20 protein-coding genes are annotated in these 17,825 nt (G+C 30.6%); all 20 read right to left on the minus strand.

Annotation, left to right across the window (positions count from 1 at the left end):
• Positions 1-128: 128 nt before the first annotated feature.
• On the minus strand, positions 129-1,577 hold the full coding sequence (locus tag TOPB45_RS00460) for an NADH-quinone oxidoreductase subunit N (protein WP_013908906.1): 1,449 nt from the start codon (positions 1,575-1,577) through the stop codon (positions 129-131).
• Positions 1,578-1,590: 13 nt separating this feature from the next.
• Positions 1,591-3,057 (minus strand): NADH-quinone oxidoreductase subunit M, encoded by a 1,467-nt coding sequence (locus tag TOPB45_RS00465; protein WP_013908907.1) that lies wholly within the window; start codon positions 3,055-3,057, stop codon positions 1,591-1,593.
• Positions 3,058-3,075: 18 nt separating this feature from the next.
• Positions 3,076-5,049 carry an NADH-quinone oxidoreductase subunit L gene (nuoL, locus tag TOPB45_RS00470; RefSeq protein WP_013908908.1) on the minus strand — a complete coding sequence of 658 codons (1,974 nt, stop codon included), beginning with the start codon at positions 5,047-5,049 and terminating at the stop codon, positions 3,076-3,078.
• Positions 5,050-5,052: 3 nt separating this feature from the next.
• Positions 5,053-5,355 carry an NADH-quinone oxidoreductase subunit NuoK gene (gene nuoK / locus TOPB45_RS00475; protein ID WP_013908909.1) on the minus strand — a complete coding sequence of 101 codons (303 nt, stop codon included), beginning with the start codon at positions 5,353-5,355 and terminating at the stop codon, positions 5,053-5,055.
• A gap of 15 nt (positions 5,356-5,370) precedes the next feature.
• Positions 5,371-5,895 (minus strand): NADH-quinone oxidoreductase subunit J family protein, encoded by a 525-nt coding sequence (locus TOPB45_RS00480; RefSeq protein ID WP_013908910.1) that lies wholly within the window; start codon positions 5,893-5,895, stop codon positions 5,371-5,373.
• Between the two features lie 2 nt (positions 5,896-5,897).
• On the minus strand, positions 5,898-6,440 hold the full coding sequence (locus tag TOPB45_RS00485; RefSeq protein WP_013908911.1) for a NuoI/complex I 23 kDa subunit family protein: 543 nt from the start codon (positions 6,438-6,440) through the stop codon (positions 5,898-5,900).
• A 12-nt stretch (positions 6,441-6,452) separates the two neighbouring features.
• Complete coding sequence (nuoH, locus tag TOPB45_RS00490; protein ID WP_013908912.1) at positions 6,453-7,424, minus strand: NADH-quinone oxidoreductase subunit NuoH; 972 nt, start codon at positions 7,422-7,424, stop codon at positions 6,453-6,455.
• 9 nt (positions 7,425-7,433) lie between these two features.
• Positions 7,434-8,663, minus strand: coding sequence for an NADH-quinone oxidoreductase subunit D (locus tag TOPB45_RS00495; protein ID WP_013908913.1), 1,230 nt, complete (start codon positions 8,661-8,663; stop codon positions 7,434-7,436).
• Between the two features lie 10 nt (positions 8,664-8,673).
• Positions 8,674-9,189 (minus strand): NADH-quinone oxidoreductase subunit C, encoded by a 516-nt coding sequence (locus TOPB45_RS00500; protein ID WP_013908914.1) that lies wholly within the window; start codon positions 9,187-9,189, stop codon positions 8,674-8,676.
• Positions 9,190-9,192: 3 nt separating this feature from the next.
• Positions 9,193-9,708, minus strand: coding sequence for an NADH-quinone oxidoreductase subunit B (locus tag TOPB45_RS00505; RefSeq protein ID WP_013908915.1), 516 nt, complete (start codon positions 9,706-9,708; stop codon positions 9,193-9,195).
• Positions 9,699-10,052 (minus strand): NADH-quinone oxidoreductase subunit A, encoded by a 354-nt coding sequence (locus TOPB45_RS00510; protein ID WP_013908916.1) that lies wholly within the window; start codon positions 10,050-10,052, stop codon positions 9,699-9,701. The genes TOPB45_RS00505 and TOPB45_RS00510 overlap by 10 nt, the downstream gene beginning before the upstream one ends.
• Before the next feature lies 1 nt (position 10,053).
• Complete coding sequence (locus TOPB45_RS00515) at positions 10,054-10,512, minus strand: 4Fe-4S dicluster domain-containing protein (protein ID WP_013908917.1); 459 nt, start codon at positions 10,510-10,512, stop codon at positions 10,054-10,056.
• Between the two features lie 179 nt (positions 10,513-10,691).
• Positions 10,692-11,399, minus strand: coding sequence for a hypothetical protein (locus tag TOPB45_RS00520; protein WP_013908918.1), 708 nt, complete (start codon positions 11,397-11,399; stop codon positions 10,692-10,694).
• A gap of 4 nt (positions 11,400-11,403) precedes the next feature.
• Positions 11,404-11,850, minus strand: a complete 447-nt coding sequence (locus TOPB45_RS00525) for a CoA-binding protein (RefSeq protein ID WP_013908919.1) — start codon at positions 11,848-11,850, stop codon at positions 11,404-11,406.
• Between the two features lie 2 nt (positions 11,851-11,852).
• Positions 11,853-12,623, minus strand: a complete 771-nt coding sequence (gene tpiA, locus TOPB45_RS09065; protein WP_013908920.1) for a triose-phosphate isomerase — start codon at positions 12,621-12,623, stop codon at positions 11,853-11,855.
• A 7-nt stretch (positions 12,624-12,630) separates the two neighbouring features.
• On the minus strand, positions 12,631-13,791 hold the full coding sequence (locus TOPB45_RS09070) for a phosphoglycerate kinase (protein WP_013908921.1): 1,161 nt from the start codon (positions 13,789-13,791) through the stop codon (positions 12,631-12,633).
• A gap of 17 nt (positions 13,792-13,808) precedes the next feature.
• A complete protein-coding gene (gene ribH, locus TOPB45_RS00540) occupies positions 13,809-14,285 on the minus strand; it encodes a 6,7-dimethyl-8-ribityllumazine synthase (protein WP_013908922.1) in 477 nt (158 codons plus the stop codon).
• Complete coding sequence (locus tag TOPB45_RS00545) at positions 14,282-14,641, minus strand: FtsB family cell division protein (RefSeq protein WP_013908923.1); 360 nt, start codon at positions 14,639-14,641, stop codon at positions 14,282-14,284. The genes ribH and TOPB45_RS00545 overlap by 4 nt, the downstream gene beginning before the upstream one ends.
• Positions 14,632-15,306, minus strand: coding sequence for a hypothetical protein (locus TOPB45_RS00550; protein WP_013908924.1), 675 nt, complete (start codon positions 15,304-15,306; stop codon positions 14,632-14,634). The genes TOPB45_RS00545 and TOPB45_RS00550 overlap by 10 nt, the downstream gene beginning before the upstream one ends.
• A complete protein-coding gene (gene ppsA / locus TOPB45_RS00555) occupies positions 15,303-17,738 on the minus strand; it encodes a phosphoenolpyruvate synthase (RefSeq protein ID WP_013908925.1) in 2,436 nt (811 codons plus the stop codon). Before ppsA ends, TOPB45_RS00550 begins: the two co-directional genes overlap by 4 nt.
• Positions 17,739-17,825 lie beyond the last annotated feature (87 nt).

Below are 17,825 nucleotides of genomic sequence, written 5' to 3' on the forward strand. Positions count from 1 at the left end.
AAAAGAAATTTCTAAAGGTTTTTAAGAAATTTTTAAATGAAATTAAAGAAATTTTTTCCTATTTGAAAATAAAAAGGAAATATTTTCAGATAAAAAATTTCCTTCTAATTTATTTTAATAGGTTTATTTTAATAGGGATAAAACAAAGAGGTAATATAAAAATACATAGTTTTGTAGATAATATCTGTCCAAGGTTTAGGATAAATACCAATTATAATTATTAAAAAAACAGTGATACATACTGGAATTAAAAAGGTAAAATCATATTTAAATTTAAATTCGAATTCTTGCTTATCCATATATACAACTTTCAAAACTCTTAAGTAAGGATAAGCTCCTATTACAGCAAATAAAATGGCAATTAGAGCTACCCATACATATTTAGCTTTAATTAAACTCATGAAAATATAAAATTTAGCTATAAATCCTGCTGTAGGAGGAATACCTGCTAAAGAAAACATAAAAACTAAAAGTAAAAGACTTACAAAAGGTGTTTTTTCACAAAGAGAAGCCATACTGGGAATGTGAAGAAGTTCTCTTTTAAAATTGGCTAAAAAGACCAAAATAGAAAATGTTCCTATAGCCATAATTAAATACACTAACATATAGAATACAGTAAAGCTATAACCTATATAATCAGCACTAACAAGTCCTAATCCTGCATAACCTGCATGAGCAATAGATGAATAAGCTAACATTCTTATTATGTTATCTTGTTTAATTGCCATAATGTTCCCAACTAAAATACTTGCCAAAATTATAGGTATAAGAACTTCTCCTATTTCTATTCTTAAAGAATTAAATCCTACTAAAATTATTTTCACTAAGGTAGCTATAACAGCAAACTTAACAATTCCTGCTATAAAAGAAGTTATAGGAACTGGAGCACTTTCATAGGCATCAGGAGCCCACATATGAAAAGGAACTAAAGAAAGTTTTATAGAAAAACCTATAAGAATAAAAATAAATCCAACTAAAAGCTCCCTTAAATATAAACTTTTTTCTAAGTTTTGAGAAATTTCTTGAAGAATAAAAGTTCCAGTAAAATAATATATTATTCCCAACCCTATAAGAATAAAAACTGATCCAAGGCTTCCCACAATAAAGTATTTTAAAGCTCCTTCTAAGGATGGTCTATTATAAGTATAGTTTAAAGCAATAAGAAAATAAACAGGAAAACTCATTAATTCCATAGCTAAGTATATAGTAACAAGATCCATTCCAGAAAGCATTAAAAATGCTCCTACTATAGAAAAAAGCATTAATCCGTAGTATTCACCAGAATTTAAATTAATGTAATATTGTAAGTAATTATAAGAAATTAAAGAAATTAATAAAGTACCTACTACTAAGAAAAGTTTTAAAGTTGAAGAATAAAAATCTGTTTTATACGAATAGGTAAATTCTCCAAATGGAACAAATAAAATTAAATAACAGGCTAAAATAAGAGTTATGAAAGTAATATAAAAAGCATAGTTTTTATTTTTAACAAATTTGTCTATAAGAAATATAAAAGAAGAAATGAGGATAAAAATTATTTCTGTTAATATTACAGAAAAGTTTAAAGTAATTTCCATAAATCCCCCCAAATTACTTCAAATTCATCAATAAATTTTGAACCGAAGTAGTCATAAAGTTTAAAAATAAATTGGGATATAAGCCAATCCAAAATACCAATATAGTTGGTAAAATAAGAGCTGCTAATTCGTTAATTTTTAAAGGCGGCATTTTTGCAACATTAGGATTTAGTTCTTGGAAGAATACTCTCTGATAAAGCCATAACATATAAGCTGCTCCTACAATTACTCCTAAGGCTCCAAAAACTACCATAGTTTTATTAGAGAGGTATGTTCCTAAAAGAATAAGAAACTCCCCTATAAATCCATTGGTTCCTGGAAGACCAATAGAGGCTAAAGTAAATATCATAAAAAATGCAGCATATACAGGCATTGAGGTTGCAAGCCCTCCATAATAGCTTATAGCTCTACTATGGGTCCTATCATAAACTATCCCTACACACATAAAGAGGGCACCAGTTACGATACCATGATTTATCATTTGTAAAATTGCACCTTTCATAGCTATGGGATTGAAGGAGAAAATGCCTAAGGTAACAAATCCCATATGGCTTACTGAACTATAAGCAATAAGCCTTTTCAAATCTTCTTCTACTAAACATACAAGACCAGCATAAATAATTGCGATTACTGAAAGAACTAACATTAATTTTGAAAAGTACAAAGCTGCTTGTGGAAACATAGGTAAAGCAAACCTTATAAATCCGTAGGCTCCTAATTTGATCAAGATACCAGCTAAGATAACAGATCCTGCAGTAGGAGCTTCTGTGTGAGCATCAGGAAGCCATGTATGAACAGGCCACATAGGAACTTTAATAGCAAAAGCAATAGCAAAACCTAAGAAAAGAAGACTTTCAACTAAAAAGGGATATTTTTGATTAACAAGAATAGTATAATCAAAAGTGCCAAATTTGATATAAAGATATATTATTCCAATTAACATGAAAACCGAACCAAAGAAGGTATAGAGAAAGAACTTTATAGTAGAGTATATTCTTCTTGGTCCGCCCCAAATTCCAATAATTAAATACATAGGAATTAGTATAGCTTCCCAAAAGAGATAAAATATAACCAAATCAAGAGCACAAAATGTTCCCACCATAGCAATATTAGTAAAAAGAAGAGCTAAATAAAATTCCTTCACCAATTCCTTAATTGAATCCCAGGAAATTAATATACAAAGAAGTGTAGTTAAAGTTGAAAGAGGGATAAAAAGAATACTTATACCGTCAACACCTAAAAAATAATAGGAATTAATAAACTCTATCCAGCGCTTTTTCTCTACGAACTGAAATCCAGTTTTAGAAAAATCAAAATTCACAAGTAAATAAATAGACAAAATAGTATCAATAACAATAGTAATTAGGGATATCCATTTTATAAATGATTCATGCTTTCTATCAGTGAAAAGTATTATTAATATTCCAATAAGAGGAAACCAAAGAATCCAAGAAAGCAAATTATTTAATAAAAATTCCATAGTACTCCCCCATCTCAACTATTTCAAATATAAATAAACTAAAAGATATACAATTATACCAATCAAAATAAAAGTAGAATAATGATTAATAATTCCGGTATGCAAAATTCTTAATCCTGTTCCGGTTATATTTACAAGTTTTGCACTACCATTAACAATTCCTTCTATAATTGTATTGTCTGTAATAGCTACTACAATCTTTCTTGAAATCCATAAGGTAGGTCTTACAATTGTATAATGATATAATTCATCAAAGTACCATTTTCTAAATAAAAAGGTATAAAGAGGTTTAACATTTTTAGATAATAATGTCTCAAGTTCTGGTTTCTTAATATATACTAACCAAGCTAAAAAGATTCCAAAGAGACCTGCCAATACTGAAAGAAGCATAAGTAAGTATTCTGTTGAATGGGAAACTTCGTGAACAACTCTTGGATGTCCAAGTACAGGTACTAAAAATTCTTCTATGTAATTTCTTCCACCTAAAGCTTGAGGAATTCCTATCCAACCAGCAACTATAGAACCTATAGCAAGAAAAATGAGAGGAACAGTCATAACTCTTGGAGACTCATGAGGTTTTCCATGTACATATTCCCAGCCTTTAAACTCTCCATAAAAAGCTCTAAAAATAATCCTAAAGGTATAAAAGGCAGTCATTGCTGCAACTATCCATCCTATAAACCATATAAATTTACCCCAGGGATATTTAGAAAAGAAAGCTTGGGCTAAGATTTCGTCTTTGCTAAAAAATCCTGCAAATCCAGGAATTCCAGAAATAGATAAACTCGCTATTAAAAGGGTCCAGTAAGTTATAGGCATATACTTTTTTAATCCACCCATTATTCTTATGTCATTTGGATCTGGTGCATGATGAAGTAAATGAATAATACTTCCTGCTCCTAAGAATAAAAGTGCTTTAAAATAAGCATGAGTAAGAAGATGGAACATTCCCGCTATAAATGCTCCTACTCCACAAGCCATAAACATGTAACCAAGCTGAGAAAGGGTTGAATAAGCAATAACTCTTTTTATATCAAATTGGGTTGGAGCAATAGTTGCTGACATAAAACAAGTAAACGCCCCAATTATAGCAACTATAAACATCATAGCAGAAGATAATTCAAAAAGAGGATTAAGTCTACATACCATAAAAACTCCAGCTGTAACCATGGTAGCAGCATGGATTAAAGCTGAAACAGGAGTAGGACCTTCCATAGCATCAGGAAGCCATACATGAAGCGGAAATTGGGCACTTTTCCCCATAGCTCCACAAAATAAAAGAAAAGCAATTAAAAAAGGAACATGAACTTGGTAACCTAAGATTTCTATATATTTATTAGAAATTTCTGGAAATTTTGGAAAGATTTCATAATAATATAAGGTTCCTAAAAAATAAAAGGCTGTAAAAATTCCTAAAGCAAAACCAAAATCTCCTATTCTATTAACTATAAAAGCCTTTTTTCCCGCATCAGAAGCACTCTTTTTCTGATACCAATAACCAATAAGTAGATAAGAACAAAGTCCAACTCCCTCCCATCCTAAATAAAGCTGAGCTAAATTATTAGAAAGTACAAGCATTAACATAAAGAAAGTAAAAAGCGATATATAAGCAAAAAATCTATAATATCCTGGATCCCCTCCCATATATCCCACAGAATACACATGAATAAGAAATGATACACAAGTTACCATAGTTATCATTGCCGCAGAAAGAGGATCAACTAAAAATCCTAATCCAACCTTTAGATCATAAGCAAACATCCAGGTATAGATATCAAATTGATATATCTTTCCATTTATAACCTCTATTAATACTTTAACAGAAAGTAAAAAGCTAAAAAATAAAGCTAATATAGGTAAAAGGTGAGCTTTGTCTCTAAAATATTTCTTACCAAAAATAAGAGTTATAACACTTGCTATTAAAGGTAAAAAGGGAATCAAAAACACATAAATATCAAAATTGGTAATTAATTCAAATTGTTTTTCAACCATACCTTACCCCTTAAAAGTTGTAATCTCATCTGAATAAACCGTTTTAAGCCTTTTATATATCAAAACAACTAAACTTAGTCCTATAGCAGCTTCAGCTGCAGCCATAGCTATAATAAAAAATACTATAATATATCCACTTATATCCTTAGTAAAATGAGAGATAGCAGCAAATAACACAATAAGTCCATTGAGCATTATCTCTATAGAGATAAGAATAACAATGAGATTTCTTCTGGTAAGAAATCCGAAAAGTCCTATCAAGAAAAGAATTATAGCTAAAATAATATATTGCTCTAAGCTTGGCATTTTACCTCCTTATTTTTATTCAAAAGTTTTTACTTTTCTTATTAAAAACACAGCACCAAGTATAGCTACTAATAGAATCACACCTATTATTTCAAATTGTAAAAGATAGGATTTAAAAAGATAATTTGCTATCCACCATACATTACTTTTTTCCTCTACAGTAAAAGGTAAATAGGCTTTAAAGGATGGTTTTAAAGATATTAAGCTAAAAAAATTTATCATTGAAAAGGCTCCAAAAACTAAGAAAATTATAGCTATTAAACTTGCTTTTCTTATAAAAATATTTCTTTTAGTCTCTTTTCTTAAATTTATTAAATAAACCACAAATAAAAAGAGAACTAATATAGCACCTGCATAAACTATTATCTGGACAACAGTTAGAAATTCTGCACCAAGTGTTAAAAGTAAGAAAGCTTGATGAATTATCATCACTAATACTAATAAAACTGTATATACCGGATGTCTTGAAAAGATAGCAAAAATACTTGAAAATATCATTACAATAGCTAAGTAATAAAAAATTATCAAATCCCAATTCATATCTATACCCCTGTAAATTGGCGTTTTTTTGCAGGTAAAAACTTTTCAGGAATACCTCTTGGTTTCCAGAAAGGATTTAAATAGGGTCTCTTTTGAGTAACTATAAATTCATCCCAGTTTTTAAGAAGCCTTTCCTTATCAAAAAAGAGATCCTCTCTTTTAAATCCTATATATTCATAATATTCTGTAAGAACAATTGCATTTACTGGACAAACCTCCTCACAATAACCGCAATAAACACATCTTAGAGCTTCTATTTCATATTTGATAATTTTTCTTTTCTTTGTCTCTGGATCTGTCTCATATTCTATATTTATGCATCTTGAGGGACAAACTTTTACACAACGTAAACAAGCTATGCATAAAGTATCTCCTGTATTTTCATCCCTTACTAATGCATGGCGTCCTCTAAAACCTGGAGCAGGAACTGGTCTCACCTTATCGTAATACTGAATAGTTACTGGTCTAGCAAATAACATCTTTCTTAGAGTTAAAGCAAGTCCCTTTAAGATTTCAATAAGTAAAGCCTTTTCCAATATCTTCATTACTCTACCCTCTTAGAATATTAGTTTCAAAAGAGCAGTTAAAAACAAATTAATAATTCCAACAGGAATTAATACTTTCCAACCAAGTCCCATTAATTGGTCATAACGATAACGAGGAAGAGTTGCTCTAACCCAAATATAAACAAATAAGAGAAAATATAATTTTATAAGAAACCAGAAAAAAGGAACATAAGGAACTTCAAAAGGCCCAACCCAACCACCTAAAAAACAAGTAACCGCAAGTGCACTCATAACAACCATACCAAAATATTCTGCTAAATAAAATATAGCAAATCTCATAGCACTATATTCTACAAAGTATCCTGCAACAAGCTCTGTTTCTGCTTCTGGCAAATCAAAGGGAACTCTATTACATTCTGCTATAGCTGAAATTATAAATACATAAAAGGCAATAATCTGAGGAATAAGATAAATTTTATAGGGAGAATAAATTTGAGCCTTAACAATATCTATTAAATTAAGACTTCCTGCCATAAGAACTACACTCAAAAGAGCAAGGCTCATAGCAATTTCATAGCTAATAACTTGAGCACTTGCTCTTAAACCTCCTAAAAAAGCATATCTTGAATTAGATGCCCATCCTGAAAGAATTACTCCATAGGCACTAAGGGAACTCAAGGCTAAAATAAACAATAATCCAACGTTTATATTACTAATTACAAATTTTTCCCAAAGAGGAATAAGAGCAACGCCTGTTCCTGCACAAACAAGAGAAATGAAAGGAGCTATATAAAATATAGGTTTATCAACTCCATAAGGAACAAGATCCTCCTTAGTTAATAATTTTAACATATCTGCAATAGGCTGAAGTAACCCCCTTGGACCAACCCTATTAGGACCAAGCCTTTGCTGCATACGAGCTATAATTTTTCTTTCTGCATAGGTTAAATAGGCTACATGAAGTAAGGCGATAACTAATAAGATAACTGCAGTTATTAAAAAATATATTAATCTCTCTAACATCTTTCCTCCTTATCTATCAGAATCACCTAAAACAATGTCTAAGGTACCTATTATTGCTATAAGGTCTGCAATTAAGTGATTTTTAGCCATATATGGAATAGCTGAAATATGAACAAAAGAAGGTGTTCTAACTCTTAATCTCCAGGGTTTATTTGAACCATCACTTACTACATAAACTGCTAATTCTCCTTTTGGAGATTCTATAGAAGCAAATGCCTCTCCAGGAGGAATTACAGGAACTTCTTCTCCCTTAAAAATAACCCCTTTCTTAGGTACAGGTTTAGGTTCAGGTTTTCTTATTTTCTCAGGCATTAAAAGATCAGGAGCATTTTCTGCAACTACTGGTTCTCCTTGAGTCTCAGGAAGTTTATCTAAACATTGTCTTATAATTCTGTTTGACTGTCTCAATTCTTCCATTCTAACACGATATCTATCGTAGGTATCACCATTTTTACCTGTAGGAACAATAAATTCTACTTCCCCATAGGCATCATAAGGTCTAAATTTCCTTACATCATAAGGTACCCCAGAACCTCTTAAAACTGGACCAGTTAATCCAAGATTTATAGCATCTTCTGCAGGAACAACTGCTACTCCCTTAGTTCTTTTAAGCCAAATTCTATTTACATCAATTAAAGTTTCATAATCATAAATTCTTGATGGGAATTCTTCAGTAAATTTATAAAGCTCATCTATAATTTCTTGGGTAAAATCTTGCCTTACTCCACCAACTCTAACATAAGTATGAGTAAGTCTTGCACCACAAATTTTTTCATAAATATTTAAAAGCCATTCTCTGTCTCTAAAACAATATAAAAATACCGTCATAGCTCCTATATCAAGTGCATGAGTAGCAAGCCAAAGTAAATGATTACAAATTCTTGCCATCTCACAAACAATAGTTCTCAACAGTTTTGCTCTTCTGGGAACCTCTAAACCCATAAGTTTTTCAAAAGCTAAAGCAAAAGCAGTGTTATTTGCAGCTGAAGCTATATAGTCTAAACGGTCACTTAATACAATAGTTTGATTATAATTTAGAGTTTCAGCTAATTTCTCAACTCCTCTATGGAGATAACCTATTATAGGTGTACAGTTAACAATAGTTTCTCCTTCTAATTCCAGAAAAAGTCTTAAAACTCCGTGAGTAGAAGGATGCTGAGGCCCCATATTAAGATAAAAGGGCTCTTCCCATTTCTCTTCATTCACTTGTTTTTTATTAATTTCTAAATATGTAGCCATATTCTCACCTTTAACTTTGTTGTTTAACCTTTTCTTTTAATTCTTTATATGTTTTCCATTCTTGTTCTTCTTCTAAATAAACTGGATAATCCTTTCTTAAAGGATGCCCCTCCCAATCATCAGGCATAAGAATTCTTTTTAAATTAGGATGTCCTTTAAAATTTATACCAAACATATCATAACATTCTCTTTCAAACCAATTAGCTGTTTCCCATAAAAGGGTTACTGAATATTGCCAACAATCCTTTTCTGGAATCCTTACTTTTAATCTCAAAAGAATTTTAGTATCAAGGTTATAAAGATGATAAACTACCTCAAAACGTTCTTCAAAATTTTTGTATTTGTAATCTAAATAATCCACTCCACAAAGATCAATTAAATATTTAAACCCCTTTTCCTCTTTTAGATATTTCATTAAATCTAAAAAACCACTTCTTTTACAAATTAAAGTAGGATAATCTTTTTCTTGAATTTCTATAATTACAGAGGAAAATTTTTCTTTTAGTTCATTTAATAATTCTTCCATCTTTTATCTCCAAAATCCCCATTTTTTAGCTTCACTTTTTATTTTTTGTTGAAGATTTAATAGTCCAAAAAGTAATGCCTCTGGTCTTGGAGGACAGCCCGGAATATAAATATCTACAGGTAAAAATTCATCTGCTCCCTGAGCAACAGAATAAGTTTTAAAAATACCGCCAGAACAAGCACAACTTCCCATAGCAATTACATATTTTGGTTCAGGCATTTGATCATACACTCTTCTCACAATAGGAGCCATTTTTTTAGTAACTGTTCCTGCAACAATAAGAACATCTGCTTGGCGAGGTGTTGCTCTAAAAATTATTCCATACCTGTCTAAATCAAAATGACTTGCTCCTGTTGCCATCATTTCAATAGCACAGCAAGCAAGACCAAAGGTTACAGGCCACATTGAACCTGCTCGAGCCCAATTGATTATCTTATCAATGGGACTCAAAACTACAGGTGTTCCTGGAATTTGTCTAATGCCTGGTGCTATTTCAATAGTTTCTTTCTCTATTCCCATTTTAATGCTCCTTCACTCCAAGCATAAATATAGGCTATTAATAACATTAATACAAAAACCCCTATTTCTATAAATCCAAACCAGCTTAATTCTTCAAAAATAACTGCCCATGGATAAAGAAATATTATTTCCACATCAAATACCAAAAATATAACTGCTATTAAATAAAATCTCACTCTAAAAGGGATTCTCGCATCACCTGAAGGATCAAGACCACATTCATAAGGAATTAATTTTTCTGGATGTTTTCTTCTTGGACCTAAAAGAAGGTTAAGTGCAACAAGAGCTATACCAAGCACTAAAAGAAGTAAAGCAAAAATAAAAAGATTAAAATATGGTCCCATTTTAGCCACTCTCCTCTTCTGGTTTTGCTCCTTCTTCTGCCTTTGGTTTTGGTTTAACTTCCACTTTTTTAACTTCTAAAGCTTTATTAGGACAAGCACTCACGCAAAAAGGAAGCTCACCCTTAATAATCCTATCATAACAAAGATCACATTTATTGATTGTTCCTGTATTAAAATTAAATTTAGGAACACCCCAAGGACAAGCCTCAACACAATTTTTACACCCTACACATAACATCATATCAAAAGTTACTGCTCCGTCCTTAATACTTATTGCACCTACAGGACAAGCAGCTCCACATTGAGGCTTTTTACAATGCATACAAGAAAAATAATAGAATTTATCCCCTACTTTATAAATTCCACAATTACTTAATCCAAAATGATTTTCAGCACAAGCTTTTACGCATTCCTCGCATCCATCACAAACTTCAGGATTATGTTGAATTTTATAAGACATATATCCTTCCCTGATTATTAATTTTTAGATTATTTTGGATTTTTTATTTTGCTCATTAAAAAGTCAAGTTTTAAAAAAGTGATAAACACTTATAATTCCCCTTCTCTCTTAGAAATTTTTTAATTTTTATTCAATTTTCTTAATTTTTCTTTATTTTTTTATTTTAAGCGTTTTTACTATCAATATTTCTTAGAAAAAATTATAATATCCTCGTTTTCACTATTTTGAACCATGTAACAAACGCCTTCTAAATACAAAAATAAAAGGGCTAAGAAATAATAAACAACTTCTAAAAATCTAACTTCTTTCCTTTCCTTTATTAATTCTTTAAAAGAAAAAGACAATTTTTTTTCTAAATATTCCTTTAGATCTTCTATATAAAAATTTATAGAGGGAGATGAAAAATTTTTAAGTATTTCTCCTTTAACTTCTTCACGGCTTAAAACTGATAATATAGCTTTTAAAATTAAGTTTTTTTCTCTTTCTCCTGCAAAAATTTTTTTATCCTCTTTTTCAAAAACATAAGGAATTCTACTTAAAAACACTTTCTCAAATAAGATCCTTCCCAAAGGTAAAGCTTGATAGTAATTAAATCTTTCTTCTAAAAAAAATTCTTTAAGAGAGGTTCCTTCTAAATCCTCAACCTTTTCTTCGTTTCCATTATGAATATTAAGTAACAAACAACTTTTTAAATAAATAGCCTCAGAAAGTCTTATCAAAAATTCTAAAAATATCTCATTTAAGTTTGCCAAAGACAAATATTTCTGGGCAGAAAGGACTATATTAGTAAGATTTAAATCTATAAGTTCATATTTATTTTTAAAAATTTTACTTTTGAGCTCTTCAAGATTATTGTAAAGTTCTAAAGAGGGTTCTGAAATTGACATTTATTTAAATTTTCTTACTTAAAATGTGAACTTTCTTAAAGCACCTGTTCATAATTACCTTTATACCTTCTTTTTCTGCTAAATTTTTAGCCTCTTCATTAATTATCCCTTCTTGCATCCATATTACTTTTGGTTTTAATTTTATAGCTTCCTTCACAATGGGTAATACTTGATCAGATCTTCTAAAAATAATAATAACTTCGGGATAAAAATCTGGAGGCAAATCTGATAAGGAAGGATAAACCTTTTTCCCTAAAATTTCTTCTCTTGCAGGATTAACAGGAACTACATTAAATCCTTCTTTAATAAGATAATCCATAACCATATAACTAGGACGTTCAGGATTATGACTTGCTCCAACTATGACAATATTTTTATATTTTTTAGGAATTTCTAATATTTCTTTAGGGATATTTGAATAATCAGGTAATGGGCATGTTTCTTCTAACATTTTTATTCCTTCTCCACTTTTATATTACAGATTTTAAAAAATTTTTCTGGGTCAAGGGAGGCACCACCTACAAGAACACCATCTATATTAGGTTTTTTCATTAGATCCTGAATATTATCTGGGGTAACACTCCCTCCATAAAGAATTCTAATTTGGGTACTTATTTCTTTTGAATAAAGATTCTTTAACCTTTCTCTAATAAAAGAATGAACCTCTTCTGCTTCTTCAGGAGTAGCATTAATTCCGGTTCCAATAGCCCATACAGGTTCATAAGCAATAACAATTTTATCGCCTTTTATATCTTTAATATTTGAAAGTCCTTCTAAAAGTTGCTTTTCTACTACTTCTAAGGTTTTACCTTTATTTCTCTCTTCTAAGGTTTCTCCTACACACAAAATAGGAATAAGTTCAAATTTATATACCCCTTCCACTCTTTTAGCTATCAACTCATTAGATTCTCCAAAAATATGTCTTCTTTCAGAATGTCCTAAAATAACATATTCAACACCTAACTCTTTAAGCATAACAGGAGATATTTCTCCTGTAAAAGCTCCCTTTTCCTCCCAGCAGGAATTTTGTGCTCCTAATTTTAAAGGGGTATTTTTTATAAAATTTTTAGAATAAGCTAAAACAGTAAAAGGAGGAGCTATCATTATTTCTCTATCGGAAAAATCAATTTCAGAAAGTCTTTTTAGAAATTTATTAAAATACTCTTCTGTCTCCTTTAAAGTTTTATTCATTTTCCAATTTCCGGCAAAAAGGTATTTTCTCATTTTTTCTTTAAATTTTAAGAACTTTTAATCCGGGAAGTTCTTTACCCTCAAGATATTCTAAAAAGGCTCCTCCTGCAGTAGAGATGTAAGAAAATGATGTCTCAACTCCAGCAAGTTTAATAGCTAAAATTGTATCTCCTCCTCCTGCAATAGTGGTACCTGGAAGAGCTGCTATTTTTCTTGCTAAAGCAACAGTGCCCTTATGAAAAGGTGGTTTTTCAAAGTAACCAAGGGGACCATTCCATACGAGAGTATTTGCTCCTTCTAAAGCTTGAGAAAACAATTTTATAGTTGATTCTCCTATATCATAAATTTTATCTTCTTTAAGTATTTCAATTAATTCTATTTTCTTAGCAACCCCGTTTCTTTCAACTACTACATCTACAGGAAGATAAATTTTTACTCCATAATCCTTAGCCTCTTTCATTATTTGTTTGGCAACCCCTATATAATCATTTTCTAATAGAGATTCTCCCACTGAATATCCTTTAGCAGCTAAAAAGGTGTTTGCCATAACACCGCCTATTATTAATTTATCTACTTTATTAAGGAGGTTTTTTAAAACTCCTATTTTTGTAGAAACCTTACTTCCTCCTACTATAGCATAAAAGGGGCGTTCAGGTTTTCCTACAATTTTAGATAGATATTTTAATTCTTTTTCCATTTGAAATCCTATACCTTTTTCAGAAACAAACTGAGGAACTCCTACTACTGAGGCATGATTTCTATGACAAACAGAAAAGGCATCATTAATAAATATATCTGCAAATTTGGCCAAAATTTTTGCAAATTCTAAATCGTTTTTTGTTTCCCCTTCATAAAATCTTATATTTTCTAAAAGTAAAACTTCTCCTTCTTTTAATTCTTCTAAAACTTTATTAGCCTCTTCACTCATAATATCTTCCAAAAATTTTACTGGTGCTTTAAGAACCTTTTTTAAATATTCATAAACTGGTTTTAAGGAGTATTCAGGAATTCTTCCTTTTGGTCTTCCAAGATGAGAACAAAGAATTACTTTACCAAAGGAATGAACTACATAATTAATGGTAGGAAGTGTTTCAACTATTCTCGTATCATCAGTAATTTTTCCATTTTCCATAGGAACGTTAAAATCTACTCTAATAAAAACCTTTTTGCCTTTTAAATCAAAATCGCTTAGGGTCTTCATTAAATACCCTCCTTTGATTAGAAATGGGTAATCTTTTTTATAAGATTAATCATTTCTAAAGCTGCTAAAGCTGCTTCAGCCCCTTTATTTCCAGCCTTTGTCCCAGCTCTTTCTATAGCTTGTTCTATAGTATCTGTAGTTAAGATACCAAAAATAACTGGTATACCTGTTTCAAGCATTACCTGCGCTATACCTTTTGAGGTTTCTGCTGCTATATATTCAAAATGAGGTGTTGCCCCTCTTATAATTGTGCCTAAACATAAAATTGCATCAAATTTTTTAGTTTCTGCTAATTTTTTTGCTATAAGAGGAATTTCAAAAGCTCCGGGAACCCAGGTAATATATATATTTTCTTCTGAAACTTTATGCCTTCTTAATGTATCCAAAGCACCCTCTAAAAGTTTCTGGGTTATAAAGATATTAAATCTACTTACTACTATACCTATTTTTACACCTTCTCCTTCATAAATACCTTCTAACACTACACATTTCATTCTCCTACCCCCTCTTTGGTTTCATTTTTATTATAATAAGGAGAATATATAACTATCTTTTCTCCCTTTTTTATATATCCATATTTTGTTCTTAAAAGTTCTTCATAGGGTATATCAGAATTGGATAGTTTCTGAATTTCCTTTTTATAATATCTGTTTTCTTTTTGAATCTCTTCGATTTTTTTCATTTCTCTTTTTACCATAAAACTAAGAATTAAATAAGTAGAAAGAGTAAAGATAATCACTATTATCAAAATCCCTAAAAACCATTTTTTTCTTTTTTTTCGTTTTTTTTTGTAAGGTTTAATAATAATCTGAGACTTGCGTTTGCTTAGCATATTTTTACCTAAAACCATTGCCAAGGAGATGGTGTAGAAGTTTTTTTATCAGATGGAATCTCCGGAGATACCTTAGGTGTGGTTTGAGTATAAGGATAATAGGGAGGAGAGTAAGGTTTTGCAATGTAACCAGGAGGGGGAGGTGGGGGAGGAACAGGAACTTTTATATCAAATTCTTCTTTTTTAGAAAATATTCTCGAAAAAAAACCACTTATCATAGAAAAAGGATTGATTTTAGACAAAAACGGCTTCTCCTCAGAATAAGAAAAAGAAGATGCTGTCTCCAAAGATAAAAGTCTTTTTTTAATTTCTTCAAGATGAGCAACTAATTTTGATGAAATTTCAGAAGAACTTATGTTTTCTTTTACCGAATAAAAAGATTTTGAGGAAGAAGCTTCTATTAAATTAAGTTCAATTTTTGCTTTATCTTTTGCAATCTCAATAAAAGATTTTAAAAAATAATTAACATTAACTTTCTTTTTTTTAAAATCCCTTTCTTTTAAGCTTATAATTTCTATTTGAGAAGGAACTGTCAAAGTGTTATAAATTGTATTTTCTATGTTCTCTTTAAATTGAGAGGGAACTCCTTGCCCTTTAAATTCAGTTGGTAAAATACCAATTCTAATTTGAGCAAGAACTAAAGAGGGGAAAACTATTAAAATCAAAATCAAAAAATATTTCATTTCTTCTGTTCTAAACTTTTCTCTTTTTCTGCTACTAATAGTCTTGTTTTAACAACAGTATCTGGATTTAAACTCATAGAATCTATCCCACATTCTACCAAGAATTCAGCAAAATCTGGAAAATCACTGGGAGCTTGTCCACATATTCCTATTTTTCTATTATTTCTTTTCGCAATCTCTATAACTTCTTTTATAAGTTTTTTAACTGCAGGATTTCTTTCATCATAAATATGAGCAACTAATTCAGAGTCTCTATCAAGGCCTAAGGTTAATTGGGTCAAATCATTAGACCCTATAGAAAAACCATCAAAAATTTTAGCAAATTCTTCTGCTAAAATTACATTACTTGGGATTTCACACATTACATAAACTTCAAGTCCATTTTCTCCCTGTTTAAGTCCATGTTTTTTCATTACCTCTATAACTTTTTTCCCTTCTTCTACAGTCCTACAAAAAGGAATCATTACCTTTACATTAGTCAATCCCATTTCTTCTCTTACTTTTTTAATAGCTTTACATTCTAAGGCAAAAGCGGGTTCAAATTTAGGATCATAATAACGAGAGGCTCCTCTCCATCCTATCATAGGATTTGATTCTATAGGTTCATATAAAAATCCTCCTGCAAGATTAGCATATTCATTAGTTTTGAAGTCTGAAAATCTTACAATTACCTCATTTGGGTAAAAGGCAGCACCAATCATAGCTATCCCTTGAGCAAGTTTATCTACATAAAAATCGGCTTTATTTTCATATCCATATGTTTTTTCCTCTATTATAGATACTACTTTAGCAATCTTTCTATCATTTTTGGCTTTTTCTTTTAATTTTTCATATTCTATCAAAGCTAAAGGATGAATCCCTATATGAGAACTTATAATAAATTCTATTCTTGCAAGTCCAACACCATCATTTGGAATTTGTCCTTGAGCAAAAGCTTGTTCGGGAATACCTATATTCATCATAATTTTTGTTTTGGTTTGGGGTAAAGACTCAAGACCAATTCTTTCTACTTCATAAGGGATTAATCCTTCTAAAACTCTACCTTCTTCTCCTTGAGTACAATCAATAGTAACTTCCATTCCTGTTTTTATAAGTTGAGTAGCAACCTCAGCTCCTACTATACAGGGAATGCCTAGTTCTCTTGAAACAATAGCAGCATGACAGGTTCTACCTCCTTTATCAGTTACAATAGCTGATGCTTTTTTCATAATGGGTTCCCAGTCTGGATCTGTCATAGTAGTTACTAAAACTTCTCCATCTTGAAATTGAGAAATCTCGCTCACATCTAAAATAACCCTTGCTTTGCCTTGACCTATTTTACTGCCTACTGCTTTTCCAGTACATATAACTTTACCCTCACCTTTTAATTTATACACTTCATAATATCTTTGCTGTTTTATAGCATGAACTGTTTCTGGACGTGCCTGAACAATATAAAGTTCTCCTGTACCTACATTCACTCCATCACCATCTTTTGCCCATTCTATATCCATAGGTCTACCATAATGTTCTTCAATAATGATTGCCCATTTAGCAAGAGTTAAAATCTCCTCATCAGTTAATACAAACTTTTTTCTTTCTTCTTTAGAAGTTTTAACTGTTTTAATGGGATTTCTTCTATCCTTTCCATATATTATTTTTATATGTTTACTTCCAAGTTTTTTTGAAAGTATAGGTTTATATCCTAATTTCAAAGTAGGTTTAAAAACATAATATTCATCTGGATTTACTTTACCTTGAACTACAGCTTCTCCCAAACCCCAAGAACCTGTAATATAGACTACATCTCTGAAACCACTTTCAGTATCCAAAGTAAACATAACTCCTGAACAGGCCATATCACTTCTTACCATCTTTTGAACAGCAACAGATAAATAAACTGCAAAATGATTAAATCCTTTATCTTCTCTATAAGATATAGCTCTGTCTGTAAATAAAGAAGCAAAACATCTTTGAACCGCTCTTACTACGTTATCTTCTCCACTTATGTTTAAATAGGTTTCTTGTTGACCTGCAAAGGATGCATCTGGAAGGTCCTCTGCAGTAGCTGAGGATCTTACTGCTACATCAACATTTTGGAAATACATTTCTTCTAATCTCCGATAAGCTTTTTTAATTTCTTCTGCTAAATCATCAGGCATTTTTGCCTTTAAGATAAGGTTTCTTATTTTTTTCCCTCTTGTTTGCAAATCTAATACATTGTGAGTATCAAGCCCTGTTAAAAGTTCTCTTATTTTTCCATCAAGTTGGTTTTCTTTTATAAAGTATTTATAAGCTTCTGCGGTTACAGCAAATCCATAAGGTACCTTTACTCCCTTTTCTGTAAGTTTTGTATACATTTCCCCTAAGGAGGCATTTTTACCTCCTACAAGAGGAACATCTTTATAAGTAATTTCATCAAACCATAATATAAAAGGTTTATGAGCTACCATAAAAATTACCTCCCCCTAAAGCTATGTTTTTCTATTAAAAGGATAATAGCAAAGGTTGCTATTATTGTCAAGTTAATTATAAAGTAA

Origin of the sequence: Thermodesulfobacterium geofontis OPF15 (genome assembly GCF_000215975.1) — a bacterium.
GTDB lineage: Bacteria > Desulfobacterota > Thermodesulfobacteria > Thermodesulfobacteriales > Thermodesulfobacteriaceae > Thermodesulfobacterium > Thermodesulfobacterium geofontis.

Coding starts and splice junctions, on each gene's coding strand:
- ribH (WP_013908922.1), bottom strand. CDS start 14,285: ATGAAATGTGTAGTGTTAGAAGGTATTTATGAAGGAGAAGGTGTAAAA.
- nuoL (WP_013908908.1), bottom strand. CDS start 5,049: ATGGTTGAAAAACAATTTGAATTAATTACCAATTTTGATATTTATGTG.
- TOPB45_RS09070 (WP_013908921.1), bottom strand. CDS start 13,791: ATGAAGACCCTAAGCGATTTTGATTTAAAAGGCAAAAAGGTTTTTATT.
- TOPB45_RS00505 (WP_013908915.1), bottom strand. CDS start 9,708: ATGGGAATAGAGAAAGAAACTATTGAAATAGCACCAGGCATTAGACAA.
- TOPB45_RS00525 (WP_013908919.1), bottom strand. CDS start 11,850: ATGTTAGAAGAAACATGCCCATTACCTGATTATTCAAATATCCCTAAA.
- tpiA (WP_013908920.1), bottom strand. CDS start 12,623: ATGAGAAAATACCTTTTTGCCGGAAATTGGAAAATGAATAAAACTTTA.
- TOPB45_RS00465 (WP_013908907.1), bottom strand. CDS start 3,057: ATGGAATTTTTATTAAATAATTTGCTTTCTTGGATTCTTTGGTTTCCT.
- TOPB45_RS00550 (WP_013908924.1), bottom strand. CDS start 15,306: ATGAAATATTTTTTGATTTTGATTTTAATAGTTTTCCCCTCTTTAGTT.
- TOPB45_RS00515 (WP_013908917.1), bottom strand. CDS start 10,512: ATGTCTTATAAAATTCAACATAATCCTGAAGTTTGTGATGGATGCGAG.
- TOPB45_RS00480 (WP_013908910.1), bottom strand. CDS start 5,895: ATGAATTGGGATTTGATAATTTTTTATTACTTAGCTATTGTAATGATA.
- TOPB45_RS00495 (WP_013908913.1), bottom strand. CDS start 8,663: ATGGCTACATATTTAGAAATTAATAAAAAACAAGTGAATGAAGAGAAA.
- TOPB45_RS00510 (WP_013908916.1), bottom strand. CDS start 10,052: ATGGGACCATATTTTAATCTTTTTATTTTTGCTTTACTTCTTTTAGTG.
- TOPB45_RS00485 (WP_013908911.1), bottom strand. CDS start 6,440: ATGAAGATATTGGAAAAGGCTTTACTTATTGAAATCTTAAAGGGACTT.
- TOPB45_RS00500 (WP_013908914.1), bottom strand. CDS start 9,189: ATGGAAGAATTATTAAATGAACTAAAAGAAAAATTTTCCTCTGTAATT.
- TOPB45_RS00545 (WP_013908923.1), bottom strand. CDS start 14,641: ATGGTTTTAGGTAAAAATATGCTAAGCAAACGCAAGTCTCAGATTATT.
- ppsA (WP_013908925.1), bottom strand. CDS start 17,738: ATGGTAGCTCATAAACCTTTTATATTATGGTTTGATGAAATTACTTAT.
- TOPB45_RS00460 (WP_013908906.1), bottom strand. CDS start 1,577: ATGGAAATTACTTTAAACTTTTCTGTAATATTAACAGAAATAATTTTT.
- nuoK (WP_013908909.1), bottom strand. CDS start 5,355: ATGCCAAGCTTAGAGCAATATATTATTTTAGCTATAATTCTTTTCTTG.
- nuoH (WP_013908912.1), bottom strand. CDS start 7,424: ATGTTAGAGAGATTAATATATTTTTTAATAACTGCAGTTATCTTATTA.
- TOPB45_RS00520 (WP_013908918.1), bottom strand. CDS start 11,399: ATGTCAATTTCAGAACCCTCTTTAGAACTTTACAATAATCTTGAAGAG.